This is a genomic window from Clostridium sp. SHJSY1 (assembly GCF_031626875.1).
Taxonomy (GTDB): Bacteria; Bacillota; Clostridia; order Clostridiales; family Clostridiaceae; genus Clostridium.
Window position 1 is genome coordinate 12,440 of sequence record NZ_JANDMF010000059.1, and the last position, 18,893, is coordinate 31,332.

The 18,893-nt window shown below is 29.1% G+C and carries 17 protein-coding genes; 12 read left to right on the forward strand and 5 right to left on the reverse strand.

Going from position 1 to position 18,893, the window contains the following annotated elements:
- Nucleotides 1–192 precede the first annotated feature (192 nt).
- Both NNC19_RS20390 and NNC19_RS20395 read right to left on the reverse strand, forming a co-directional pair.
- Nucleotides 193–1,665 (reverse strand): MDR family MFS transporter, encoded by a 1,473-nt coding sequence (locus tag NNC19_RS20390; protein WP_310940540.1) that lies wholly within the window; start codon nt 1,663–1,665, stop codon nt 193–195.
- 282 nt (nt 1,666–1,947) lie between these two features.
- A complete protein-coding gene (locus NNC19_RS20395) occupies nt 1,948–2,394 on the reverse strand; it encodes a MarR family transcriptional regulator (RefSeq protein ID WP_310940541.1) in 447 nt (148 codons plus the stop codon).
- Between the two features lie 410 nt (nt 2,395–2,804).
- On the opposite strand from NNC19_RS20395, the gene NNC19_RS20400 reads away from it, so the two are divergent.
- The 4 genes from NNC19_RS20400 (at nt 2,805) to essC (ending at nt 9,114) form a co-directional block, all read left to right on the forward strand.
- On the forward strand, nt 2,805–3,107 hold the full coding sequence (locus NNC19_RS20400) for a WXG100 family type VII secretion target (RefSeq protein WP_310940542.1): 303 nt from the start codon (nt 2,805–2,807) through the stop codon (nt 3,105–3,107).
- A 136-nt stretch (nt 3,108–3,243) separates the two neighbouring features.
- Nucleotides 3,244–3,474: a hypothetical protein gene (locus NNC19_RS20405; RefSeq protein WP_310940543.1), complete on the forward strand. Its 231-nt coding sequence runs from the start codon at nt 3,244–3,246 to the stop codon at nt 3,472–3,474.
- A gap of 10 nt (nt 3,475–3,484) precedes the next feature.
- Nucleotides 3,485–4,672: a type VII secretion protein EssB/YukC gene (locus NNC19_RS20410; RefSeq protein WP_310940544.1), complete on the forward strand. Its 1,188-nt coding sequence runs from the start codon at nt 3,485–3,487 to the stop codon at nt 4,670–4,672.
- Nucleotides 4,669–9,114, forward strand: coding sequence for a type VII secretion protein EssC (gene essC / locus NNC19_RS20415; RefSeq protein ID WP_310940545.1), 4,446 nt, complete (start codon nt 4,669–4,671; stop codon nt 9,112–9,114). Before NNC19_RS20410 ends, essC begins: the two co-directional genes overlap by 4 nt.
- A gap of 157 nt (nt 9,115–9,271) precedes the next feature.
- On the opposite strand, the gene NNC19_RS20420 is transcribed toward essC, so the two are convergent.
- Nucleotides 9,272–9,529, reverse strand: a complete 258-nt coding sequence (locus NNC19_RS20420; RefSeq protein ID WP_310940546.1) for an extracellular matrix/biofilm biosynthesis regulator RemA family protein — start codon at nt 9,527–9,529, stop codon at nt 9,272–9,274.
- Between the two features lie 272 nt (nt 9,530–9,801).
- Here NNC19_RS20420 and NNC19_RS20425 point away from each other — a divergent pair, with 272 nt between their 5' ends.
- The 3 genes from NNC19_RS20425 to NNC19_RS20435 all read left to right on the forward strand — a co-directional run bounded on the left by NNC19_RS20425 (nt 9,802) and on the right by NNC19_RS20435 (nt 12,906).
- On the forward strand, nt 9,802–10,833 hold the full coding sequence (locus NNC19_RS20425) for a galactose ABC transporter substrate-binding protein (protein WP_310940547.1): 1,032 nt from the start codon (nt 9,802–9,804) through the stop codon (nt 10,831–10,833).
- 243 nt (nt 10,834–11,076) lie between these two features.
- A complete protein-coding gene (locus NNC19_RS20430; RefSeq protein ID WP_310940548.1) occupies nt 11,077–12,255 on the forward strand; it encodes a sialidase family protein in 1,179 nt (392 codons plus the stop codon).
- Nucleotides 12,256–12,441: 186 nt separating this feature from the next.
- Nucleotides 12,442–12,906 (forward strand): hypothetical protein, encoded by a 465-nt coding sequence (locus tag NNC19_RS20435; protein ID WP_310940549.1) that lies wholly within the window; start codon nt 12,442–12,444, stop codon nt 12,904–12,906.
- 22 nt (nt 12,907–12,928) lie between these two features.
- On the opposite strand, the gene NNC19_RS20440 is transcribed toward NNC19_RS20435, so the two are convergent.
- Nucleotides 12,929–13,414: a GNAT family N-acetyltransferase gene (locus NNC19_RS20440; protein ID WP_310940550.1), complete on the reverse strand. Its 486-nt coding sequence runs from the start codon at nt 13,412–13,414 to the stop codon at nt 12,929–12,931.
- Nucleotides 13,415–13,971: 557 nt separating this feature from the next.
- On the opposite strand from NNC19_RS20440, the gene NNC19_RS20445 reads away from it, so the two are divergent.
- Together NNC19_RS20445 and NNC19_RS20450 are read left to right on the forward strand one after the other, a co-directional pair.
- Nucleotides 13,972–14,259 carry a hypothetical protein gene (locus NNC19_RS20445; RefSeq protein WP_310940551.1) on the forward strand — a complete coding sequence of 96 codons (288 nt, stop codon included), beginning with the start codon at nt 13,972–13,974 and terminating at the stop codon, nt 14,257–14,259.
- Nucleotides 14,240–14,449: a hypothetical protein gene (locus NNC19_RS20450; RefSeq protein ID WP_310940552.1), complete on the forward strand. Its 210-nt coding sequence runs from the start codon at nt 14,240–14,242 to the stop codon at nt 14,447–14,449. The genes NNC19_RS20445 and NNC19_RS20450 overlap by 20 nt, the downstream gene beginning before the upstream one ends.
- A 121-nt stretch (nt 14,450–14,570) precedes the next feature.
- Here NNC19_RS20450 and NNC19_RS20455 read toward each other — a convergent pair whose 3' ends face one another.
- A complete protein-coding gene (locus NNC19_RS20455; protein WP_310940553.1) occupies nt 14,571–14,936 on the reverse strand; it encodes a hypothetical protein in 366 nt (121 codons plus the stop codon).
- 241 nt (nt 14,937–15,177) lie between these two features.
- On the opposite strand from NNC19_RS20455, the gene NNC19_RS20460 reads away from it, so the two are divergent.
- The 3 genes from NNC19_RS20460 to NNC19_RS20470 are packed head-to-tail and all read left to right on the forward strand — an operon-like array spanning nt 15,178 to nt 18,813.
- Complete coding sequence (locus NNC19_RS20460; protein ID WP_310940554.1) at nt 15,178–15,963, forward strand: 2,3-dihydro-2,3-dihydroxybenzoate dehydrogenase; 786 nt, start codon at nt 15,178–15,180, stop codon at nt 15,961–15,963.
- Nucleotides 15,964–15,998: 35 nt separating this feature from the next.
- Nucleotides 15,999–17,204: an isochorismate synthase DhbC gene (gene dhbC / locus NNC19_RS20465; protein ID WP_310940555.1), complete on the forward strand. Its 1,206-nt coding sequence runs from the start codon at nt 15,999–16,001 to the stop codon at nt 17,202–17,204.
- Nucleotides 17,191–18,813, forward strand: a complete 1,623-nt coding sequence (locus tag NNC19_RS20470; RefSeq protein WP_310940556.1) for a (2,3-dihydroxybenzoyl)adenylate synthase — start codon at nt 17,191–17,193, stop codon at nt 18,811–18,813. The genes dhbC and NNC19_RS20470 overlap by 14 nt, the downstream gene beginning before the upstream one ends.
- Nucleotides 18,814–18,893 lie beyond the last annotated feature (80 nt).

Below are 18,893 nucleotides of genomic sequence, written 5' to 3' on the forward strand. Positions count from 1 at the left end.
AGTAGAAATTTCCTTAAAATATGAAATTTTGTGACTAAAGTCCTAGAGAATTTATTATAAGGGTGAGACTCTTTTAAAAGTTGAAATAAAAAAAATAAATTAATCCATCTAAATATAGAGATTAAATTTCTATATTTTAGATGGTTTATCTTTTGAAAAAGAAGTGATTTTTAATAATTAATGGATACTTTCTTATTTTTCTATAACTGTTGAATTTCTAATAGTACATTCTTTAGCTCTGTTAGGTTTATGCTTTAAGAATGAAGCCAATATAACAGCAAAAATGAGAACACATACTTGAATGATAAATACATGATGAACTCCATAAACTAATGATAAAGTTTGAGCACTAGGATCATTAATGTTTCCTACAGAATTTAAATAATCCTTTTGACTTGCGGACATAATAGCAACAAATAATGATGTCCCAAAAGCACCAGCAATTTGCTGTAATGTATTCATTATAGCCGTACCATGTGGAGTAGATTCAAGTGATAACTGATTCAAACTATTTGTTTGAGTTGGTGTATTAATTAGTCCAACAGCTAGTAAGGAAAGACAATGCAAAGCAATAATTAGTGGAATAGTGATTGTAGAGGAGATAGTAAAGGAAAAAATAAGAAATACGAGCGCTGAAATTATAAAACCAGGGAGAATTAATGTTTTTGGTCCAAATTTATCATATAAATGACCAGAAATAGGGGAGACAATACCATTAATAAATCCACCAGGCAACATTACAAGTCCAGCACCAAAAGCAGTTAATCCTAAAGCTCCTTCAAGAAACATTGGTAAAATAAGCATAGTAGCAAAGTTAACCATGTGCATAATAATAATAAGTATAGTTCCAATTGTGAACATAGGGTATTTAAATAGACGAATATCTAACATAGGATTATCCATATGAAATTGACGTAATACAAATGCAAATAATGCAACACATCCAATAATTATAGGAATAGTCATTGCAGTAGAAGATACTCCAATATTATTAACACCATATATGAATCCTCCAAATCCAATAGTTGATAATAGGACAGAAATTATATCAAGAGATGGATTTTCTAATTTGGTTACATTTTGCATATATAAATATCCAGCAATAAATGAAATAAAAGAGAAAGGAATGATGACTAAAAATAACCATCTCCAATTAAGAAATTGTAAAACTAATCCAGAAAGAGTAGGACCAATAGCTGGAGCACAAAACATTACAAGATTAAATACACCTAGTATTTTACCACGACTTCTTATAGGATAAATTATTAATAAAGTATTTATTATATTAGGTATTAATACCCCAGTTCCTACAGCTTGAATTAATCTTCCTGCTAATAAAATTGAGAAAATAGGAGCAATGCTTGATATGATTGTTCCAAGTAAAAATATAGCTACAGAAGTTAAAAATAACTGCCTTGTTGTGAATTTTTTAGTAAGAAATGCAGAGAGAGGGATTGATATACCCATAATAAGCATATAACCTGTGCTTAACCATTGAACTGTGTTTGCAGATATATTAAATTGTTGCATTAAAGTTTTTAAAGCCATATTTAGTACAGTTTCATTAAGCATGCAAAAAAAACCAGCAGATATAAGAGTTATAGTAATTGGTACCACTTTTAAATTTTTATTTTCCTTAATATTTTCTTTTAATACTTGATTCATTTTTTTAACCTCCATAAATATTTTTTATTAACACAAAATTATTTGATACACAAATAATTGTTATACTAATAATATATCTATCAAGTATTAATGTCAAATTTTTCAATGTAAGAAATATGAAAAAATTAGAAATTTACACATAAAAATTGGACTGTTGCACTAAAATTAAATCATACAATATTTTGCTTTGAGTTTTTGTTTCAAAGCTTATATATCGTATATAAATTATTTAATGCAACAGTCCATTTCATATGTAGAAAACAATTGTAAAATTAAATTATTTTATTTATTTAATATACTTGAATTAGTAATATTATTATCTATTTTAAGAAGAACATCTTTGTAAATATTTAATTCCTCTTCAGAAATACCACTTAAAATTTTTTCAAATATAGCTTCTATATAAGGAAGAAGCTTTTCAGTTAATGATAGTCCCTTCTCTGTTATATGAATAGAAAATGAACGCCTATCTTCTTTACTAGCATGTCTTTCAACAAGTCCTTTTCTTTCTAAGATGTCAAGCATTCTTGTTAAGGTAGGTTGATCTTTATTTACTAATTGTGCTAGAACTTTTTGATTTATTTTATTTTGATGGGAAAGTTTAAGTAATACTTGCCATTGCTCAGCAGTTATATCATAAACTGCTAGTTGTGAATTTAAAAAATAAACCATTTTCTTATTAACTAAATTTGTAAAAGTGCCAACATCTTTATCATAAGACTCAAACATATAAGTGCCTCCTAATATTTGTCATGATGACTATTAGTATAACAAGTAAAATATGCTTTTTCAAGTATTATATGTAAGAAAGGAAATTGTTATGTATTGTTTAAAAACATATTTCATTCAAAAATTAAATGTTGTGACTAAGGTCCTGAGATATTTATTAAATATAGTTATATAAAGTAATTTAAGAATCTATTTGGAAGCATAAAATTGTATTGGAATATTTGGTCACAAAATGTTGATTTGGGTAAAAAAATAGATTATAATAAAAAATCATATTAATGAAAAATTAGTATGATGAAATTTACCATTTTTATCATTTTCCCAGAAAGAGAGGTTAGAAGTCTTTAAACGCAATAAATACTATTTGGGAAAATAAACCTAGTTAAATTAAAGTACAAAGGAGAAATAATATGGATAACAGTCAAATTAGATTAAGCCCAGAAGCTATGGCAACTAGAGCAAGAGAATACAGAGTTGAGGCAGATAACATTCTACAAGTAGTTCAAAGAATGGAAAGTCTTCTTAACCAATTGCAACAAGAATGGGAAGGAAGTTCAAGTGTTGAATTTGCTAACCAATTTGCAAGAATAAAGCCAAGCTTTATAGAAGGAAAAGACTTAGTTGAAACAATTGCAAAACAATTAGATACAATTTCTAGTGCTCATCAAGACCTAGACTCAGGTATGGCAGGCCAAATTAGATCATTCAAATAATTATTTAAAGAGGAATTCCAATAGAGGGGTTCCTTTTTTAAATGAGGCTGATTATAAAAAATGTTAAGGTAGAATCACTGTAATTTCTACATTGTATCAATTAGGTACAATGTATTATAAAGGGATGGATAGGAAGATGAAAATTACAATAACTATAAGGTTTAAGAAAAATGACTTTGATATTTTAGTTGATAATAGTCAAACTATTAAAAAAAGTTTAGATATAGTTGGTGATGCATTGGGGCTTAATTTTATTACTAAGAATATTAATTTTTTAAGAAGTGTTGAGCAAAAAAGAATGATTAATGTTAATAATTCATATAAAAAAGAAATGATAACTACAGGAGATATTTTAGAATACGTATAAGGGGTAATATATGGAAGAAGTAAAAGAACTTTATAAACTTAAAGCTAGAAAAGAATATGAACTAAATAGTTTAACTAAAGCAAATGCAAATTTTGTTCCTTGCAGACTAAGCATTGAAGGTGAAGTAGTAAAATTTAATTATGATTTAGATAACCTAAAAGAGATAGCGTCTATTAAATCTAGAAATTTATCAGGTAAACTAAATTTTTTGATAAATATATCTAAATTATATAAATTAACAGAAGATTATGAGTTTAGTATGAATCCAGATAATTTGTTTTATGATTACAATTTAGAAATAAAAATAAAAGACAGAGATATAGTAGACATATCAAGCATAAGAGAAGAAGAAAATTTTATAGTTGCCTATAAGAGTTTAATAGGATATGTATTACAAGAAAAATATACTTATGAAGATTATCGCCAAGGAGGCTTAGATTTACTTGAAAATGATAAAAAAACAAGTACATATTCAAAATGCACTAATCTAGATGACATAGTGAAGGTGTTAATAGAAGAATATGAGGCTGAATTGGAAGATTTTTATAAAAATAAAATTGTAATAGATAAAAAAGGTCATAAAAAAAGAAAAATAATGCTCATAATCACAAGTGTTTTATTACTAATAACTTTAATATACGGATGTTACAAAACTTTTATTACAATACCTTTCACTGAAAAGATCCTTAGTGCAAATAATTCATTTCTAGTACAAGATTATAGTATGGTAATTGAGAAATTAAATAAAATAGAAATAGACAAGTTACCAAAGGAATCAAAATACATTTTAGCTTATTCTTTTATATCCTCTGAAAATTTAGCAGATAATGAAAAGAACAATAAATTATCAACTATTAGTGTAGATAATAATGATAATTTATTAAGGTTTTGGATTAATTTGGGTCAAACTAAATATGATGAAGCCATAGATATATCAAAAAAAATAGGGGATAATGAGCTACGTTTATATGCATTAACAAAAGAAAAAGAATACTATACAAATTCTAATGATATAACTGGGGCAGAAAAAGAGAAAAAGATAGAAGAAATAGATAGTGCTATAAAGAAAATAGCAGATGAAAAGAAAGCTGCAGAAGATAAGAAAATAGCAGACGAAAAGAAAGCTGCAGATGAAAAAAAGGCAAGTGAGGCCACCAAAGCAGCAGAGGTAACTAAAGCTAATGGAGGTAAGAAATGAGTAATTTGAAGGAATTAGTTGTTTACTACCAAGGAGGCTATAAAGAAATACCTTTTGAATATAGAATAAAACTAACATCTAAATTTGAGTTAAGCAATGATTTAGGAGAATTTAATGAATTAATTTCTTATAAAGATGGAGTAATATTTTATAAAAACAATGGTGAAATAGATGAAAATGATAAAAAGTGGACAATGAAATATTATAAGAAATATGCCTTTGTAGATAAAAATGGAGATAAAAATAAGATTTTAATTAAAGATGAAAATGTTGAATACTATTCACTTAAAAATGAGGAATCTATAAGAATAAGCAGTTCAAAAAAAGCAAATATTCAAGTGAAAGATAATAATTGTAAAGTCTTAATAGAAAATGAAAAATTATATATAAATGACCAAGAAGTATTTGTAAATGGGAAGCAGTTTTATGGAACTTACAAAATCACAGAAGGAGATTGCATTTCTGTAAGTAACATTTTTATAACATATAGCAGAGAATATATAGCAGTTAAAGGAGATAAAAGTAAGTTTATTGTAAATTTGCAGCAGATAGATAATCCAAATACTAAATTTGAAGGATTTCCAAATTACAAAAGGTCTCCACGAATTATTAAAAATTCTCCAACTGAAACTATAAATATATTAAAGCCACCAAGTAAGATAGAAAATAGAAAAGGGCAACTAGCAAGGATAATAATTCCACCTATAGTAATGACAATTTTAACTGTAGGGATATGTTTTATAATGCCTAGAGGGATATATATTATAGTTAGTATTATTGGGACTATGATGAGTGCCATAATGTCAGTTACATCATATATTAGTGAAAAAAAAGAAAAAGAAAGAAAAGCAAAACTAAGAGATGAGGTATATACAAAATATTTATTAGATATTAGAAAAGAAGTAAATAATTTAAGAAATAAACAAATAGAATCTTATAACTATCATTATCCTAGCATAGAGAAAATATCAAAGCTTATAGAATTATATGATAGTAGAATATATGAAAGAAAGATTAATGATGATGATTTTATTAATGTAAGTATAGGAAAAACAAGAATGGAGCCTTCTTATAATGTTAAGTTTGATAGAGAAAGCATTGAACTAGAAGAAGATGAACTTATCACAGAAGCAAAGAAGATTGTTAACAAAAATGATTACATAGATGATTTGCCAGTTATAGTAAGTTTAAAGAAAGCACATCTTGGAATTGTGGGAGAAAAGAAGTATGTCCATGAGCAGTTAAATATAATAATATCTCAACTTGCATTTTTTCAGAGCTATCATGATATAGAAATTGTAATGATTCATGATGAAAAATATAGAAAAGAATTTCAATGGACAAAATGGTATCCCCATTTAAAAATAAAATCAATTAATGCAACAGGGCTTGTAAATTCTGAAAGAATAAGAGATCAAGTCTTAAGTAATCTTTTTGAAGTATTAAAGGATAGAAAGTTAAAAGCTGAAGAAAGTAAGAAAGAAACAAGATTTATACCTCATTATATATTTATAATAGATGAGCCTATTTTAATTATAAATCATTCCATAATGGAATATTTACAAAAAGAAAGTGAGAATTTAGGATTCTCAATGATATACACAACAGAGTTAAAGGCTAACTTACCAGAAAATATTAAAACTATATTTACCATAGATAATTATGCAGATGGGAGTTTAGTATTAGATGAAGGAATTTTAGTAGATAAAAAATTATCCTTGCAGCATATTGAAAATATTAATTTAGAAACCATGGCAAGAAAACTTTCCTGCATTAATCATGTACAAGGGATGTTTACAGAAATTCCTGACAGTATAAGCTTTTTAGAAATGTATAATGTGAAGAAAGTTGAAGAGCTAAATATATCAAAAAGGTGGAAAGAAAATACCGCCCACAAAACTTTAAGTGTACCTTTAGGGGTAAGGGCAAAAGATGATATTGTAGAATTAAATTTACATGAAAAAGCCCATGGACCTCATGGATTAGTGGCAGGAACTACAGGTTCTGGGAAAAGTGAAATAATACAATCATATATTTTGTCATTGGCAGTATCTTTCCATCCTTATGAAGTAGGCTTCTTACTTATAGATTATAAAGGTGGAGGAATGGCAAGCTTATTTAAAAATTTGCCACACTTACTAGGAGCAATCACAAATCTTGATGGTTCAGAAAGTGCTAGAGCAATGGAGTCTATTAAAAGTGAGCTATCTAGAAGGCAAAGGATATTTAACAAATATGAAGTTAATCATATTAATCAGTACAACAAACTCTTTAAAAATGGAGAAGCTAATGAGCCAATGCCACATATATTTCTAATTTCTGATGAATTTGCAGAGCTTAAAAAAGAGCAACCAGAATTTATGAGTGAGCTTATAAGTGCTGCTAGAATAGGAAGAAGTTTAGGGGTACATTTAATACTGGCAACACAAAAACCGGCAGGGGTAGTAGATGAACAAATTTGGAGTAACTCAAAATTCAAATTAGCTTTAAAAGTTCAAGATGAAAGTGATAGTAATGAGATACTTAAAACTCCTGATGCTGCAAATATAACTCTGCCAGGTAGAGCTTATCTTCAAGTTGGAAACAATGAGATATATGAATTATTCCAATCTGCTTGGAGTGGCGCTACTTATAATAAAAATTCTGTAGGTGAAAAAGTAGATAATAGAGTTTATTTAATTAATGAATTAGGACAAGGCCAGTTATTGAATAAAGATCTAAGTGAAGAAAATGAAGGTACGAATTTAGAAAAAACTGAATTAGATGCTGTAATAGAAGAGATTAATCATATATTTAATGGAATGAATATAGAAAAGGTTCAAAAGCCATGGTTACCTTCATTGGAATTTAATATGGTATCACCACATACTGAAATAGATAAAGTAATAGATATAAATGAAATAGATACATTAGATACAGAAGTGGCAGTAGGAATGATTGATATTCCAGAAGAGCAGGCACAAAGGGAGCATATTATTAATTTTGTTGAAGATGGAAATTTGGCTATATTTGGAGTAAGTGGTTTTGGTAAATCAACAACTATAATGACTACAGCACTAAGTTTAGCTATAAAAAATCCACCTAAACTATTAAAATATTATGTGCTAGATTTTGGAAGTGCTTCATTAATTATGTTGAAAGATCTTCCACATTGTGCAGATTATTTAAAACTTGAAGATGATGTTAAGCTAAATAAATTAATAAAACTGTTAGTTTATGAAATGAGCTATAGAAAGTCAGAGTTTGGAAGAACAAATACATCTAATTTTAAAACATATAATATGTTATCTGACACAAAACTTCAATCAATAATCATAATATTAGATAACTATGATGTAGTTAAGGAGTTAGATCCTGAAATAGAAGATTTCTTATTAAAACTATCAAGAGATGGGGCAAGTTTAGGAATATATATGATAATTTCTGCAACAAGATCAACTGCAATAAAGTATTCAATTATAAATAACTTTAAAAATAAAATTGTACATTATTTATTAGACCAAATGGATGTAAATGCCCTTGTTGGAAGAGGAAAATACACTTTGCCAGAAGAGCCAGGAAGAGCAATGGTTAAAATAGAAAGTCCAAGTATTATGCAAGTATATTCTAGTGTAGAAGCTGCTAATGATATAGAGTATACAAAAAATATATTTAAATTAATTGGAAAAATCAAAGATTCATATACTGGTGAAGAGCTTGATGGCATCAAAATGCTACCAGAATTCCTAAATGTAAAACAACTATCAGGATATGTTAAGGAAAAGAAAAATAATCTAATTCCAATTGGACTAGATATAGAATCTATTAGTGTGAAAAACATTGATTTAGATATGGGGATTAACTTAATAATAGGTGGGCCTCAATCAGGAAAAACAAATGTGGTAAAAGCAGTATTAGAAACAGTTGAAAATATGAAGCAAATTTATCTTTTTGATTCAATAACCACTGAACTTTATGGATATAAAAGCAATGAGAATGTTAAATATGTGAGTAATGAAGAGAATGTAGAAAATTTCATAAAAGAGATGCAGGAAGAGATAGAAATGAGAAAAGGTCTATTTGAAGAAAGTAGAAAAAGTGGAGAGGATATATTGCCACGAAACTTCTATAATAGATTACCTAAAGTTCTTATCTTAATAGATGAGTGTGATTATTTTATTGAAAAGACAAAAGCAGGTATAAATCCAGTGATAGTTACATTAATAGAAGACTGCTTAAATGTAGGAATTTCAATAATAGGAACAACTAGCACAACAAAGCTTAGAGGATTTGATTTAGTTACAAAGAAATTTAAAGAAGCCATTTCAGGAATTATTTTTGGCAATCCAAATGACCAACTTATAGTTAATGTTGGAAGAGCTAAGGGAAATAAAGTTCCTTTGGATAATGGATTTATCTTTAATAAGAATGAATTAGTACAAATTAAGATTCCTAAAGTGTAAGGAAGAATAAATTCTATAAGTAATAGTTAGGTTGGTTTATTAGTTAAATAAAGATATATATAGAAAAATGAGAAGTGAAGTTCTTTTCTAAGGAACTTCACTTCTTATTTTTTATACAAGATACAATAAGTTTCTATTCTACCTTGATTAATATTATCTATAGTTCATTTATGCATTTTAAAGATAATCTATGTTGTAATGTTTCTGGCTGAATGGAAGATAGAAATACATATCCACTATCTGTAATGATAATAGATTTTGTTCTCCTACCATGAGTTACAGTTATTAACATATGCCTATTTCTAGCTTGTTGTATTATTTTTTTTGCAGGCAATGATCCTAGTTTAATTATAGCTACTATTCTGTTTGCAACAATTATATTTGCAAAACCTATGTTTAACAATTCTATATACATGAATAATCACACACCTCTTATGTAAAAGTATACTTATATTCTTTTATATAGTGTGGTAGTTAGCCTAAAAAACAAATACTCTTCATTCAAATTTCAATATATTTTTTTAAGGCTTTATTGAAGATATTTTAAGCTTTATCAGTTTTGATTTATAAACTATAATATAAGACTAATTTTAGAAAAATATGCTGTTAAGAGAATAAATTTTATGTTTATCCGTAACCTAATACTATTCTATACTATTTAAAATAAGATTGAGGGGTAAAATAAAAGTGTTAAGAAAAACAATTAAAACAATTTGGGTAATAGTAATAATTTTTGTATTAATAATTAATAGTGAAATCAAAGCATTTTCTAGTACTAATATAAAAAAAACAATTAACGTTGGAGTGATATTATTTAGTTTAGATAATTCTATTATGCAGCAACTTAAACAAGAGCTAGAGAATCTTCAAGAAGAAAATCAAATAAAAGTTTCTGTTTTTGATGCTCAAAATAATATAAGTTTACAAAATCAAATATTGGATTCCCTACTTAAAAGCAAAGTAGATCTGATTATAACTATGCCAGTAGATACAAGAGAAAATTCTGTAAGAGATTTTATTTCAAGAGTTAAACCTTATAGTATTCCTTTGATAATGTTTGATATTACTCCAGAAGTAGTAAAAAAAGTTTCAAAAGACTATGATAAAGTTGCATTTACAATACCTGATTCTGAAAAAGCAGGTGAAATGCAAGGTGAAATTATTAGTGATTTTTGGAATAATAACAGTATTAAAGATAAAAAAGGTGATGGTACTTTACAATATGTGCTTTTGAGAGGTCCTACTAATGATATAATAGCCAATATGAGAATAAAAGGCCTTAATTTAGCAATTGAGAAATCTGGAATGAAAACAGAGCTAATTCAATCATTAGCTACCAATTGGACTAAAGAAATTGCTAAAAGTTATATTGAAAATATATTCATAACATATAGTAGCAAAATTGATGCAATAATTGCTAATGATGATGATTTGGCAGTAGGAGCTATTGAAGCACTTCAAAAGTATGGATATAATAAAGGGGATAACTCAAAAATTATACCGGTTTTTGGAATAGATGGAAGCTCTGAAGCTAAAAAGTTAATTGATAAAGGCCTTATGTCTGCTACTGTTGGTATGGATTTAGAAAAGGTAGCTCAAGATTTTTATACTATTGGAATCAACCTAGTTAATAATGTAAATCCTATAGAAAATACAAATTTAAAATCTGAAGATGGTGTAATTATTATTGAAACAAATCTAAAAAAATATATTAAATAGTTTTTTCATCTTAAAGTTCCTTCTAATCTTTAATATATTAAATTGTAATTGGTGATGTAAACACACTTCAGAAGTATGGATATAATATGATATACTTATATTGGGATTTTATTGTGAGAGAGTAAAAATATTGAATCTTACAGTACAAAATAGATTTAGAAAAACAATCTTATTAATATTATTTTTTTATAGGGTTGATCAATTTAAAATGTAAACGTGTAAATACAAAAGGGGGAATAAAAAATGAGAAAAAAGTCATTAGTCATATTTATTTTATCAATGGGTCTTATGTTAAATATAACAAGCATAGCTACTAAAGCTGATGAAGCTCCATTCTCTGTGAAGTTAAACTTATTTGATCAAACAAAAAGTGAAGATTTAGGGTTACCTACAGCTAAGGGGACAGAAACATTTACAATTTACAAACCTTCTAATGCAACAGATAAATACGTTAATGGTGTTGTTATGACATCTTACAAAGGCTGGTTGTATTGTCAATGGCAGAGTTCAGCTAAAGATGAAGATTCAGAAGATACTTGGGTAGCTTATAGCCGTAGTAGGGATGGCAAGAACTGGTCCAAGCCTATGGAATTAGCTGTACCTTCAGATAAAGGTTATTGTACTTCAGGTGGATGGTGGGCTACTGGAGATGAACTTGTAGCATATATAAATGTTTGGCCATCAGACATTTCACCAAGGGGAGGATATACATATTACACTGTAAGCACTGATGGTTTAAATTGGACAGATTTAAGTCAGCTTGAAATGGCAGATGGGAGCTATATGAATGGTGTTATAGAGCAAGATCCACATGCACTTCCTGATGGTCGTATAATTGGTGCTGCTCATTTTCAACCAGGGCTAACAGCATCACCTATTTATACAGATGATCCTTCAGGAATAAAAGGTTGGACTCGAGCGTCTTTTACTAACATGCCATACACAGGTAATGCTTCAAGAGAATTAGAACCAAGCTGGTTTTTACGTAAAGATGGGGCAGCAGTCATGACTTTTCGTGATCAGAACAGCACCTATCGTCGTTTAGCTTCAGTTAGTTTAGATAATGGAGAAAGTTGGACAACACCAGTAATAACAGATATGCCAGATTCAAGAGCAAAACAAAGTGCAGGCAATTTACCAAATGGTATAGCCTACATGGTAGGAAATCCAGTAACAAATAAAACACGTACTCCATTAGCTGTAACATTAAGCCGAGATGGAATTATGTTTGACAAAGCATATGTTCTTAGAAAAGGTGGGACAGATCTTCCACCTCAAAAATACACTGGAAAGAGTAAGACTTTAGGATATAGTTATCCTAAATCTACAGTATGGAATGGATATCTTTATGTAGCTTATTCAACAAATAAGGAATATGTACAATATACTAGGGTTCCACTGTCTAGTTTGTATAAAAAATAGTCATTAAAAGGATTAGAGCCTGTATGATTTTAGCAGGATTTAATCCTTTTAAGTTTTAGAAAAAATCATGATAAATAACTTTGTTGCTTTTTTATAAAAGAAGAAATATAATTGTATGTATTGTATTATGATTACATTTATGGTGCTATATAGAAAGAAAATTTGATTTGTAAGGAGAGGATTGTAATGAAGAAGAAAAGTTTTATTGTTGGATTGGCAATTGGTGGAGGATTTGGTGCATACACTTTTATTAAGCATAGCAAAGAAAGAAAACATGCAGATGAAACATTTTTTAATTCTATAAAAGATGTTTGTGATTTGTTAAAATTAGATTATAATACTATGAGTGAAAATGAAAAAAGATATTATTACAATAAGGTAGCATCAAATTTATATAGAGCTTCACAAATAAAAACTAAAACTTCATATAAAAAGCTTGAAAATGACGATATAAATTCACCAAGTGCATTATATAAACTTCATATTTTTATGTCTTCTAGCAATGAAAGTGTTAATAATGAAAGAAGGATGGAAGTGCTTTCAGAAAGAGGAGAAGAGCTAATTAAAGCTTTAGAAAATTTAAATAAGAACTCTAAAGATAAGGAAAATTGGATCGAGCTTTCTAAGCAGGTTAATAAGATTGTAGATTAGTAAATCAGGCTATATTTCAACATTATATTGAAATATAGTCTGATATTTTTAGTGTCATCCAAATAATTTCATCTATTTCATCATCTTGAATATCATCTTTAATAAAGCCAACTTTTTTATAGAATTCAAATCCAGTTCTGCTACTTGGTACATGTAAAAGGTTGATTCCTTTATTTTTTGAAATTTCTAATATGTGTTTAAAAAGAAATTTGCCAACTCCTTTATTCTGAAATTTAGAACCTACAAAGAAATTTGATATGCAGTATTTTGAAGAGGTATCATCTCCAAAGTTAGCAAGTGAGCCTGTAGCAATAATTATTTCATTATCCTGAACTACAAAGATTTCTTTCCATTTCATTTGATTTTCCCAATTTTCATAAGTGTTATGTTTTTTGAATCTATCTAGCACAGCTTGAGAATGAAATTTTTTCATTACTTCATTATAGTTTTCATTAAGAATGGTCATAACTTCAGTTATATTTTCTTTTTTTAGTTTTATTATTTGCATTTCAAACCTCCATATCTATTTTCATATAAACCCCCATTCTGGCTATTGCCTGCACAAATAGTAATGAAAGAGTGCCAATTTAGCCATTTACTTTACAACACTTGTATTTATTGTAAATTTGATGTATTATAATTACACCTTTTAAGTGTTTTTAAATGTTGCTCTCCCGGTATTTACAAATCTGGAGCTATGGTCAGATTATTGTAAATATGCAGGTGTTATGGCAACAAGGTGCAATACCATAGCTTTCGGATTATTATTAATCCTTTACCAATCGAATATTTTTTAAATTTGCCCTGTTTAGGGCTTTTTGTCGTGTTATCAACACCAAAAACCCATCTTTCACGCTATCACCACTATAATTATTTATTTTAGTATACATGATTTTGCTGGTGCTAATCTAGAAGTAAATATTTTATTTATGAATTAAATAAGGTCAACTCCAGTGTTGTTTTTGTTGTAAAATGTCGGAAGTGAAAATATAATTTTAATATATAAATAGATTTTGATTTAGGACAGTTTAATTAAAACTAACTGCCAATGATGAAGGAGAAACTATGAAAAAAACTGTAATTGCAGAAGTGAAGTGGATACCAAAAGAGTTAGGTGGTCGTTCAGTATCCCCAATAGGTGGAAAGTATTGCCCAATAATAAAATTTAATGATACATGTAATAGTAAAGGTGATTGGAGTGCAGAAATACTTTGTACTGACATGGATGAAAATTTAAATTCAATTATTGAACTTTCGTATTTAATGAATGAAGCACCTTTTGAAAATTTGAAATTAGGAAATACTTTTAAACTTTATGAAGGTGCAAAATTGGTTGCCGAAGGAAAAATATGAAGTTCTTATGGATTCAAAGCAATTTCTTAAAGGTGGGGATGGTGGCTGTAATATTTGTGGTGATCTTGGTTTTGTGCTTGGATATCTGTCTGTTTCAACATATTATCGAGATATAAATGTATTTGAATTAGACTATGAAGAAGATCTTGATGGAGATTTTACTTTTTGTAGAAGAATAATAAGACTATAACAACAGTTTATTTAACAAATAAAAAGCTTCTAAGGTTCATTTTTAATACAAGAATGTGCATAATATAGATTAGAATATCAGGTTATATTTCAAAATAATATTGAAATATAACCTGATATTTTTAGTTGATTTTAATTTTTTTTATATTTGATATAGTAACAGGATAAGTTTCTAATAGTGATCCATCAAAAAATATAGTTATCTTATCGTTTAATTTGATTATATCTTGGGTTATCTCATAATCATTCCTATCAAAAATCTTAACATCATTACAAGAAGCAAGAAGCTTATTACTTTTATCTGGAGTGTTTGGATCATCAGTATTGCTTACAGTTAAATATTTATATTCCAAATTATTTTCTATAACAGTTGCTTCTATTGTTACATCTTTCTTATTGAGTTTATTTGATTTGCAGCTAATGCAAATAAGAAATAATACTAGTATAGATGTAATTAAAAATACAGTTTTAGAGATTTTATTTTTCATAATCACCACCATAATTATTAGTTTATTTAATTATATTTATAATAGCACATTTTACTGGAGTTATTTTACATCTGAATTAAAAACAATTATCATACTTGACAGGAAAGATATACATATGATAACATAATTTTCATAAATAATTGAAAATGATTATCAGTATCGTGAATTGGTTTGTTTTTTAATTTAAATAAAATATCATACTCAGTTTGCTGATTAGGATATAAAGAAAGGAAAAGATAAGATGAATTTTTTAAAAGTAGAAGGAAAGGTTGCAACCGTAACAGGTGCAGCACAAGGTATTGGAGAATCTGTAGTTAGAGCTTTGTGTGAATCTGGTGCAGTTGTTGCTATGTTAGATCATAATGGGGAAAAACTTAGTAAATTTAAAAATGAATTGAAATCAGAAGGATACAAAGCAGAGGCCTTTCAAGTAGATGTAAGTGATAGTAGTGCAGTTAATGCAGTGATAAATTCAGTGGAACTTAATATTGGGCCAATTGAAATTTTAGTTAATGTGGCTGGAGTTTTGCATACTGAATTAATTGAATCACTTACAAATGATAATTGGGAAAAAACTTTTGCAGTTAATTCAACAGGTGTTTTTAATGTTTCAAAGGCTGTGAGTAAGTATATGATAACTCGTAAAAAAGGCTCAATTGTTACTGTTGGATCAAATGCATCAAAGGTTCCTAGAGTTTCAATGGCAGCTTATGCAGCATCTAAAGCAGCATCTACCATGTTTACTAAATGTTTAGGTTTAGAACTTTCAAAGTATAACATTAGGTGTAATATAGTTTCCCCTGGGTCTACTGATACTGAAATGCAGTGGGCTATGTGGAAAGATGAAAATGGAGCAGATGCAGTTATTGCAGGTACACCCGAAGCTTTTAAAATAGGAATTCCCTTAAAAAAAATAGCAAGGCCTTCAGATATAGCTAATGTTGTTCTCTTTTTAGTTTCAGATAAGGCAAATCATATTACAATGCTTGATTTGTGTGTAGATGGTGGAGCTACTTTAGGAGTTTAAAAAAATATAATAGGAAAGAATGGAGCGGTAAAAATATGAAAAATGAAAGTAATTCTGTATTATTAGAAAAACAGCTTTTAGATGAATATAAAGTTGGTGATTTCTTTTTAGCTTCACCAAAGAGAACCTTATTAGGAAAAGGAGTATTTTCAATCGTTAATAGTAATAATGAGGATGGATGCCTAACAGATCGTGTTATGGAAGCATTAGAAAATGCTAAAAAGCAGGGACATGACAATCCAATAGTTGTTGGGGCAATACCTTTTGATAATAAAAGAGATGTACAACTTATTGTACCTGAAAGTATAGAGATAACAGATACACTAAAATTGGATGCTAATAGTTCAGTAAAGCCAGCTATATCATCTACATGTGAAATTAAACCTATACCAGAGCCTGCTCAGTATGAAGAAGCAGTAGAAAAAGGAGTTAATTATATTAAGAGTGGTGAGATTAATAAGATTGTTTTATCAAAATCACTTCACCTTACTTCATCTACAACAGTAGATATTTATCAATTACTTCACAACTTAGCACAACATAATAACCTTGGTTATACTTTTGCAGTTGATTTAACTAAGAATGAATCTTCTAGAAAAAAAACATTAGTAGGAGCAAGCCCAGAGCTACTTATGTCTAGAACAGGAGAGTATTTAATAGCCAATCCATTGGCAGGATCTAGACCTCGCGGTAAAGATCCAATTGAAGATCAAAGGCTAGCAGAGGAATTACTTGCTTCTTTAAAGGATTTACATGAGCATGAGGTTGTTGTTAATGCAATTGCTTCAGCCCTTAGGCCATTTTGCAAAGAATTAGAGGTGCCAGAAAAACCTTCGTTGTTACACACTGAGACTATGTGGCATCTTTCAACAGAAATTAAAGGAGAACTTCTTGATCCTACAACTTCTTCTTTAGAACTTGCATTAGCCCTTCACCCAACCCCTGCTGTTTGTGGGTCTCCAACAGAGGTTGCAAGAGAAGTTATTCATAAGATTGAACCTTTTGATAGAGGATTTTTTACAGGAATACTTGGTTGGTGTGACAGTAAAGGTGATGGTGAGTGGATAATTACTATACGTTGTGCAGAAGTAGAGGACAAGTCTCTTCGTTTGTTTGCAGGTGCTGGAATAGTTGCTGAATCAAAGCCAGAAGAAGAATTAGCAGAAACTACAGCCAAGCTTCGTACAATGCTTAGAGCTATGGGGCTTAATAAGGAGTTGAGTATAGATGATGGCAAATAAATATCCTACTTGGCCTAAAGAATTTGCTGATTTCTATAGGAAAGAGGGCTGTTGGCAAGGAGAAACTTTTGGAGAAATGCTTAATAAACGTGCTAAGAGTTATGGGGAACATGTAGCTATCACAAGTGGGGACAAGAATCTTACTTATAGAGAATTAGATAATAAGGTTGATTGTCTAGCTGCTGGACTTCAGTCACTAGGAATAAAGAAAGGTGATTGTGTAGTAATTCAAATTCCTAATATAACAGAGTTTTTTGAAGTTTGTTTTGCATTATTTAGATTAGGTGCATTACCTGTCTTTGCACTTCCTTCACACAGAGGTAGTGAAATTACCTATTTTTGTGAGTTTACTGAAGCAGTTGCATACATTATTCCAGATACTTTCTTAGGATTTGATTATCGTACTTTAGCAAGGGAAGTTAAAAATAAGGTTTCAACTTTGAAGGATGTAATTGTAATAGGTGATTCAGAGGAATTTGTATCTTTCACTAGTTTATATAAAGAACCTATAGCAGAAAGACCAGAAATAAATTCTTCTGATGTTGCTTTTCTTCAACTGTCTGGGGGAAGTACTGGATTATCTAAGTTAATTCCAAGAACTCATGATGATTATATATACAGTTTAAAAGTAAGTGATGAAGTTTGTGGAATTAGTGAGGATACTGTATATCTAGCAGTTCTTCCAATTGCTCATAACTATCCACTTAGTTCACCAGGTGTTCTTGGTGTATTGTATGCAGGAGGAAGGGTTGTTCTTTCACCTGGAGCTAGTCCAGATGAGGCATTTCCTCTTATTGAAAAGGAAAGGGTTACTATAACTTCAGTTGTGCCACCAATTGCTTTAATATGGCTTGAAGCTGTATCTTCACTTAATTATAACTTATCTAGTCTTCAGGTGTTGCAAGTTGGTGGAGCTAAATTTAGTGAGCAAGCTGCTCGTAGAGTAAAACCGGCTTTTGGTTGCACTTTGCAGCAAGTATTTGGAATGGCAGAAGGTTTAGTCAATTACACAAGATTATCTGATTCAGAAGAAACTATTGTAACTACCCAAGGTAGACCAATGTCAGAGTATGATGAAATTAAAGTAGTTGATGAAGAGGATTCTGAAGTAGAAGTAGGAATGGTTGGACAACTTTTAACGAGAGGCCCTTATACAATTCCAGGCTATTATAAAGCTGAAGAACATAATAAAAAAGCATTTACTGTAGATGGTTTCTATAGAACAGGGGATTTAGTTAGAGTAAACGAATCAGGGTATATAGTTGTTGAAGGTCGTGATAAAGATCAAATTAATAGAGGTGGAGAAAAAGTTGCAGCTGAAGAAGTTGAAAATCATCTTCTTGCTCATGATTCCATATTTGATGTAGCAATTGTTTCAATGCCTGATGAATTTTTAGGAGAGAGATCATGTGCTTTTCTAATCTCTAGAGGTGAAAAACCAACTGTTAGTGAAATTAAGAAGTTTCTTAGGGAGCGTGGAATTGCTGCTTTTAAAATTCCTGATAGGATAGAGTTTGTAGGTTCTTTTCCATTAACACCCCTAGGAAAAGTGAGTAAAAAAGCACTACGAGAGATGATTACTGAAAAACTTAATAAGAGAGTTAAATAATAGATTAAAAAGAAATCTAGTGTAGGAAATTAGATAGTATTTATAGTATTTTACGAACTACTTTTATATGAAAATAAGCT

Coding starts and splice junctions, on each gene's coding strand:
- NNC19_RS20460 (WP_310940554.1), top strand. CDS start 15,178: ATGAATTTTTTAAAAGTAGAAGGAAAGGTTGCAACCGTAACAGGTGCA.
- NNC19_RS20390 (WP_310940540.1), bottom strand. CDS start 1,665: ATGAATCAAGTATTAAAAGAAAATATTAAGGAAAATAAAAATTTAAAA.
- NNC19_RS20470 (WP_310940556.1), top strand. CDS start 17,191: ATGATGGCAAATAAATATCCTACTTGGCCTAAAGAATTTGCTGATTTC.
- NNC19_RS20410 (WP_310940544.1), top strand. CDS start 3,485: ATGGAAGAAGTAAAAGAACTTTATAAACTTAAAGCTAGAAAAGAATAT.
- NNC19_RS20420 (WP_310940546.1), bottom strand. CDS start 9,529: ATGTATATAGAATTGTTAAACATAGGTTTTGCAAATATAATTGTTGCA.
- NNC19_RS20445 (WP_310940551.1), top strand. CDS start 13,972: ATGAAAAAAACTGTAATTGCAGAAGTGAAGTGGATACCAAAAGAGTTA.
- NNC19_RS20430 (WP_310940548.1), top strand. CDS start 11,077: ATGAGAAAAAAGTCATTAGTCATATTTATTTTATCAATGGGTCTTATG.
- NNC19_RS20400 (WP_310940542.1), top strand. CDS start 2,805: ATGGATAACAGTCAAATTAGATTAAGCCCAGAAGCTATGGCAACTAGA.
- NNC19_RS20435 (WP_310940549.1), top strand. CDS start 12,442: ATGAAGAAGAAAAGTTTTATTGTTGGATTGGCAATTGGTGGAGGATTT.
- dhbC (WP_310940555.1), top strand. CDS start 15,999: ATGAAAAATGAAAGTAATTCTGTATTATTAGAAAAACAGCTTTTAGAT.
- NNC19_RS20395 (WP_310940541.1), bottom strand. CDS start 2,394: ATGTTTGAGTCTTATGATAAAGATGTTGGCACTTTTACAAATTTAGTT.
- essC (WP_310940545.1), top strand. CDS start 4,669: ATGAGTAATTTGAAGGAATTAGTTGTTTACTACCAAGGAGGCTATAAA.
- NNC19_RS20440 (WP_310940550.1), bottom strand. CDS start 13,414: ATGCAAATAATAAAACTAAAAAAAGAAAATATAACTGAAGTTATGACC.
- NNC19_RS20455 (WP_310940553.1), bottom strand. CDS start 14,936: ATGAAAAATAAAATCTCTAAAACTGTATTTTTAATTACATCTATACTA.
- NNC19_RS20405 (WP_310940543.1), top strand. CDS start 3,244: ATGAAAATTACAATAACTATAAGGTTTAAGAAAAATGACTTTGATATT.